The sequence below is a fragment of the Chitinophaga sp. genome (assembly GCF_036566945.1).
Classification (GTDB): domain Bacteria; phylum Bacteroidota; class Bacteroidia; order Chitinophagales; family Chitinophagaceae; genus Chitinophaga.
In genome coordinates this window covers 1-5,398 of record NZ_DATCVJ010000530.1, presented here as the reverse complement: position 1 = coordinate 5,398, position 5,398 = coordinate 1, and the positions used below count along the sequence as shown (strand labels likewise).

Sequence of the window (5,398 nt, the reverse complement as noted above, 5' to 3'; positions counted from 1 at the left end):
CGGAATGTGTTAATATATTGACTTACAGCTACCTGTTTCCGGGTATTTAACATGATAAGAAAATGTTTATCCCCGTTGCCGCTTAACATTAAAATAACCTTGCTGATTACTCATTTATATTTCACTTTGCGGATTATATTTAGGTGTTCACTACCGCCAGCTCCGTTTTAGTAGATCATATATGCGATAACATCAATGGACAAATATGGTTACTGAAATAATCTTAAAAATAAATCATTGACATGAACCGTAGTATCGCATTAACTTTATGCAGCGCATTACTTTGCGGCTGCGCCTTCGCACAACAATCGATCGATGTACAGGCACATCGCGGTGGTATGGCACTCCTGCCGGAAAATACCATTCCAGCCATGCTCAACGCCGTGAAACTGGGCGCCAGAACATTGGAACTGGATTGCGTTATTACCGCAGACAACAAAGTAGCAGTATCGCATGACAGCTATATGTCCGCCGAATTTATGCGCAAACCAGACGGATCAGATGTGACCAAAGCAGAAGAGAAAAGCCTGGCCCTCTATAAAATGACTTACGACAGCATCCAGAAATATGATGCCGGCACCAAACCTCATCCACGTTTTCCACAACAGGAAAAAATGATGGTGCACAAACCATTGCTGTCGGTCCTGATTGACAGCGTAGAAGCCTACGTCAAAGCACATCACCTGAAACCGGTGTATTACAACATGGAAACCAAAAGTTCTCCCGATGGCGATGGCACCTACAATCCAGCACCAAAGGAATTTGTAGCATTACTGATGCAGGTGATCAGGGAAAAGAAAATTACCGACAGAGTGATTATCCAATCTTTTGATGTACGCACTTTACAGGTATTGCATCAAACTTTTCCCAAACAAAAAACTGCTTTATTAATTGGTAATAAAGATAGTTTTAGCGCCAACCTGGAAAAGCTGGGCTTCGCACCGGATATCTACAGCCCTTACTACCTGCTGGTTACAGCCGACCTGGTAAAGGAAGCACATGCTAAAAAAGTAGCCGTACTTCCATGGACTGTAGATGAAGATAGCGATTTCAAAAAACTGATAGCCGATGGTGTCGATGGGATCATTACCAACGCACCGGATAAGCTGATTAAAGTAGCAGGTAGCTACCAGCAATAATGAAAAAAGGTTGGTCATGTACAAATGACCAACCTTTTTTCATTACTAAAAAATTAAGCGTTTTCCTTAAACTCGTCCAATACGATCTTTATTTGTTTCATGTACTTCCCATAATAAAATCTTATCCAAAGCTCCGTTACTACCATGATCAATATCATGGCAAAAAGGAAGAGGCCTACTAACAGCACGGCCACCCACTGATAAACCAAAGCGGCCCGAAAAACCAACTTCAATTTCTCATCCTGCGTGCTCGCCATATGCAGCGATATACCTATCAAAGCCAAAGGAATTAACGTATAGGCGAACGCTTTATACATTTCAATGTTCAGGCGTGCTTCATAATACAATTCATACAAATGGTCTTTGGAACGCAACATGCCTCCCCCAAGACGTTCATAAAAAAGTTGAAATTTGGAAAAATAATAAACGGAAATAGTCAGTGCTACAAAATATACCGCGTAAAAAGGAACCACCAACGCCGGGCTGAAATAGGTAAACCGCGGCCAAAATCCGATAAATATTAAACCAATCAACTGCAAGTAAAACTCCCATTTCATATTTGTCCGGATTCTTTCTATAGGCAGTTGTACTGTTTTCAACAGGTGTACGCTGGAAGGCACCACCACCGGATCATCATTCTCCTCACTGTTCCATGCAGATTTTATATCATCATCAAAATTCATAACCTTGTTGTTTAATGAGTTCTTTTAATTTGTCTTTCGCCCTGCTGAGTTTTGTTCTCGCATTTCCTTCTGAAATCCCCAGGTTATCTCCGATTTCCTTATGCGAATAGTTTTCGAGATGCAGGAAAACCAGCGCCTTTTCCAGTCTTTCCAGTTTTTGTACCGCTTTGTAAAAGTGCGCCAGTTGCAGTTCTTTGGTGGCCGTTACATTTTCTTCCATCGCTATCTGCTCCGGCATTATATCGGTAAGGGCTACCTTCTTTTTTCCTCTTTTGAAAAATACCAAAGCGGTATTCAGTGCCACGCGGTACATCCAGGTAGAAAAACGGCTTTGCTGCTGGAAGGAGTCGAAAGATTTCCACAATTGATAGATGATTTCCTGCGTCAGGTCCTGCTGATCATCTTCCGCATCCATATACATTTTGGAAATCTTATGAATAATTCCCTTGTGGGTAGCTATCAGGTCAAGAAATTCTTTTTCCTTGCTTTTCAAAATAGGGGGTTTTAATTCATAATGGGCTTAACAGTATATCCTTTTGCTTTTAACAGCGCGAGGATACCAATGGGTCCTGGCAGGTGCGCCGCTCCCACTGCGAAGAAGTTGCTCTCTTTCTTCATCATGGCAGGCATCTTTTCCGCCCAGTCATTATTTCTTTCTACCAGCATCCATTTAATAGTATTTTCATCCATCAAATCCGGTGTGGTCATATATTTAAACAGTCCGTTAATATCTTCTGCTTTATACAGTGCTACCATGGTATTGGTGCCTGCCTGCGCGCTGTCAAATGATTTTACCTGTGCTATGATTTGTGAATCAGTATAGGCTTTATTGAGGAGTTTCAGTTGTGCAATCACTTCTTCCAATGCAGCTTTGTGCATATTTTTTTCTTTCGCCATTTTATCAAAGGCTGCTTCGTAAGACTGTGGCGCGGTGCAGGGGAATAATTTAATAGCTACCAGCGACATCACCATCGACAATTTGTAATTATCCAATACCTTCAGTGGCATACCGCATTTCAGCTTCAGAATAGAATCGATGGCTGCATAGTCTGATGCTGCCAGTTTCTTGCTCAGTGGCACGTCCGACATCATCTCCTGTTGTACTTCATTTTTTATTTCGGGACTAAAGATGTCTGCTTCCAGTACCAGCTGAGATGATTTATCAAAAGCCTTTTTCACTTTATCTGTTATCCTGAAATCACTTTCACAGATCAGGTGAATAGTGCCGTAGATATAAGAAGGTTTGTCCAGCCCGTTGCCACTCACTTCCCAGAGGAGCGATTTTTCGGAGGCGGGCTGCTGTGCCTTTGCATGGCCGGTAAATAAACTGGTTAACAGGAGTGCAATAGCGGGGATGATTTTCATATGCTTTTAATTTTCTTTTCCTGATTAGTAGCCGGTAAAATCATTTCGTTACAGATTTTTTAAACTTTTTTAAAAAAATCCAGAACGAGCTATGGACAAGGAAAAGGTCTGCAAGTTGCAGGCCTTTTATCTTACACTATAAATGTATACTAATTATTCAAAAGGCAATTCTGCTCTTTTCGTCACAATATGATTCAGGTTGTGATTAATCATCTTCTCTAATAAATCATATCCTGCATTAGGCCTGAAATGCGCAAACTCACGTTCCAGTTTGGTAATCGGGGATAACCAATACAGGTTCACCTTATCGCCATATACTTCGGGCAGTTGAATGGCCGGCCCATTGTATAAAGCAGCTGATATCACCACACTTTCGTAAGGCGCCGGCAGATCTTCCGCACTCACGGTATGCCCCTCTCCCAGCCAGGTAACCTGTTTCCAGGGCCGGTCTGCCAAGCCAGACATCAATCCTGCCATGGTCATAATTTCTTTATCGGTGAAATCTGCTTTACTCACTGCCATGGCCAGCTCCATCCGGCGGAAACCGGGCGCCCGGTCGCTATACAACAGCTCCACCCAGGGCATAGGCCGTATGCTCATCCCCAGGGTAAAGAGGTATACCACACCTTCTTTTTCAAACTTACCCAATGCCATAGGAGGCCACTGTCCGCCATCAATAGCGTAATACTGTTGAATGGTGCCATATTCCGCCTCATAGGCATTAATATACTTATCCTGTAAGATACCCCAGGCCTGGGAAGTTTCATCGGACCACTCATTCCAGAAGGCCATTGCCTGATCTACCCGCTCATACATGGCATTGGTGCCACGTTTACCCAACGGCATCAGCCGGTCATTTTCACCAGCTCCTGTACAATCGGCCGCATAAGCCACCGCATGTTCTTCATTATATAAACTCCATCCGGGGATAACACCCAGTATTTCTCCATCATACATCAATGCTGCTCCATCTCCTTCTTCCATCCATATAATAGAAATCCGCTCTTTCTCCAACGGTTCCTTTCCCTGCGGATGATTGCAATAAGCTGCTTCCAGCATGGGCGCCATACCTTCTTTCATGGCAGCAACATCCTTCTTTTCAGGCGCTGCCTGCAGGTTACGCAACCAACACGGACGTGGGTTATATTTAGATTGCAACAACTCTGACGGATACAGGTAGAAATAAGCCACTCTGTCGTCTTGTTCCACTACAGCATATAAAGTTCCTCGGTTATTAGGCTGGTCTATCAACATTACCGGCTCAGACATAATTACATTTTTTAAGATCGTTCAAAAGTAGTGCATTCAAACAGGACTATAAATCCTGATTTATTTACTGTATTTTGTCAATTATACAATTATTCTATGATGAAATATTCCACTTGCTTATTGGCACTCCTGCTCTTATGCTCCGTTACACTTTCCGCAAAAGAGCGACAATTCTACCAGATTAAAATCTACCACCTGAAAACAACCGCACAGGAAACTTTGGTAGATAACTACCTGGAAAAAGCTTTTCTGCCCGCCCTGCACCGCGCTGGTATCGAACAGGCTGGCGTGTTTAAACCAGTCGCTACAGATACTGCTGATATCAGGATCTATGTATTCATTCCCTTCCAGTCGCTGGAACAATTTGCGGGACTGGATAAAACGCTGCAATCAGACAAAACGCTACAGACTAACGGCGCCGAATATACGGATGCAATATGGAACAATATCCCTTATACCCGTATTGAATCCATTCTGCTACAGGCATTCCCCGATATGCCGGTACTACAGGCCCCTTCACTGCAGTCACCCAAAAGTGAACGGGTATACGAATTACGGAGCTATGAAAGTCCTTCTGAAAAATACCATGTCAACAAAGTAAAGATGTTTAATACCGGCGATGAAATCGGCATCTTCAAAAATCTTAATTTCAATGCTGTTTTTTATGCGTCCGTTATTTCCGGTTCACGTATGCCGAACCTCATGTACATGACCACCTTTAATAGTAAGGAAGACCGGGATGCACACTGGAAGGCCTTTAGCGCGGATGCAAAATGGAAAAACCTGTCGGCCATGGAAGAATACGCGCACAACGTATCTAAGTCAGACATCCTTTTCTTAAAACCAACGAATTATTCAGATTTATAATAATGCGCCGGATAGATAGCTGCACGCAGTTGTCTATCCGGACTTTACACCGCTACTTCCTTCGCAAACATACTC

6 protein-coding genes are annotated in these 5,398 nt (G+C 43.0%); 2 read left to right on the top strand and 4 right to left on the bottom strand.

Annotated elements, in window-relative coordinates:
* The first annotated feature begins 242 nt into the window (after positions 1-242).
* Positions 243-1,139: a glycerophosphodiester phosphodiesterase family protein gene (locus VIP81_RS16200; protein ID WP_331962885.1), complete on the top strand. Its 897-nt coding sequence runs from the start codon at positions 243-245 to the stop codon at positions 1,137-1,139.
* Positions 1,140-1,192: 53 nt separating this feature from the next.
* Here VIP81_RS16200 and VIP81_RS16195 read toward each other — a convergent pair whose 3' ends face one another.
* The 4 genes from VIP81_RS16195 to VIP81_RS16180 all read right to left on the bottom strand — a co-directional run bounded on the left by VIP81_RS16195 (position 1,193) and on the right by VIP81_RS16180 (position 4,456).
* The gene (locus tag VIP81_RS16195) at positions 1,193-1,822 is read right to left on the bottom strand and encodes a hypothetical protein (protein WP_331962882.1); all 630 of its coding nucleotides are present in this window, start codon (positions 1,820-1,822) and stop codon (positions 1,193-1,195) included.
* Positions 1,812-2,315, bottom strand: a complete 504-nt coding sequence (locus VIP81_RS16190; protein ID WP_331962879.1) for an RNA polymerase sigma factor — start codon at positions 2,313-2,315, stop codon at positions 1,812-1,814. The genes VIP81_RS16195 and VIP81_RS16190 overlap by 11 nt, the downstream gene beginning before the upstream one ends.
* A gap of 11 nt (positions 2,316-2,326) precedes the next feature.
* On the bottom strand, positions 2,327-3,187 hold the full coding sequence (locus tag VIP81_RS16185; protein WP_331962876.1) for a TraB/GumN family protein: 861 nt from the start codon (positions 3,185-3,187) through the stop codon (positions 2,327-2,329).
* Between the two features lie 153 nt (positions 3,188-3,340).
* Entirely contained in the window at positions 3,341-4,456 is a 1,116-nt protein-coding gene (locus VIP81_RS16180; protein ID WP_331962873.1) for a suppressor of fused domain protein, read from the bottom strand.
* Between the two features lie 96 nt (positions 4,457-4,552).
* Between VIP81_RS16180 and VIP81_RS16175 the strand changes: the two genes are divergently transcribed.
* Positions 4,553-5,323: an NIPSNAP family protein gene (locus VIP81_RS16175; RefSeq protein ID WP_331962870.1), complete on the top strand. Its 771-nt coding sequence runs from the start codon at positions 4,553-4,555 to the stop codon at positions 5,321-5,323.
* Positions 5,324-5,398 lie beyond the last annotated feature (75 nt).

Bases quoted from the DNA above. Each gene is read 5' to 3' on its own strand.
- VIP81_RS16185 (WP_331962876.1), bottom strand. From the start codon at position 3,187: ATGAAAATCATCCCCGCTATTGCACTCCTGTTAACCAGTTTATTTACC.
- VIP81_RS16195 (WP_331962882.1), bottom strand. From the start codon at position 1,822: ATGAATTTTGATGATGATATAAAATCTGCATGGAACAGTGAGGAGAAT.
- VIP81_RS16175 (WP_331962870.1), top strand. From the start codon at position 4,553: ATGATGAAATATTCCACTTGCTTATTGGCACTCCTGCTCTTATGCTCC.
- VIP81_RS16200 (WP_331962885.1), top strand. From the start codon at position 243: ATGAACCGTAGTATCGCATTAACTTTATGCAGCGCATTACTTTGCGGC.
- VIP81_RS16180 (WP_331962873.1), bottom strand. From the start codon at position 4,456: ATGTCTGAGCCGGTAATGTTGATAGACCAGCCTAATAACCGAGGAACT.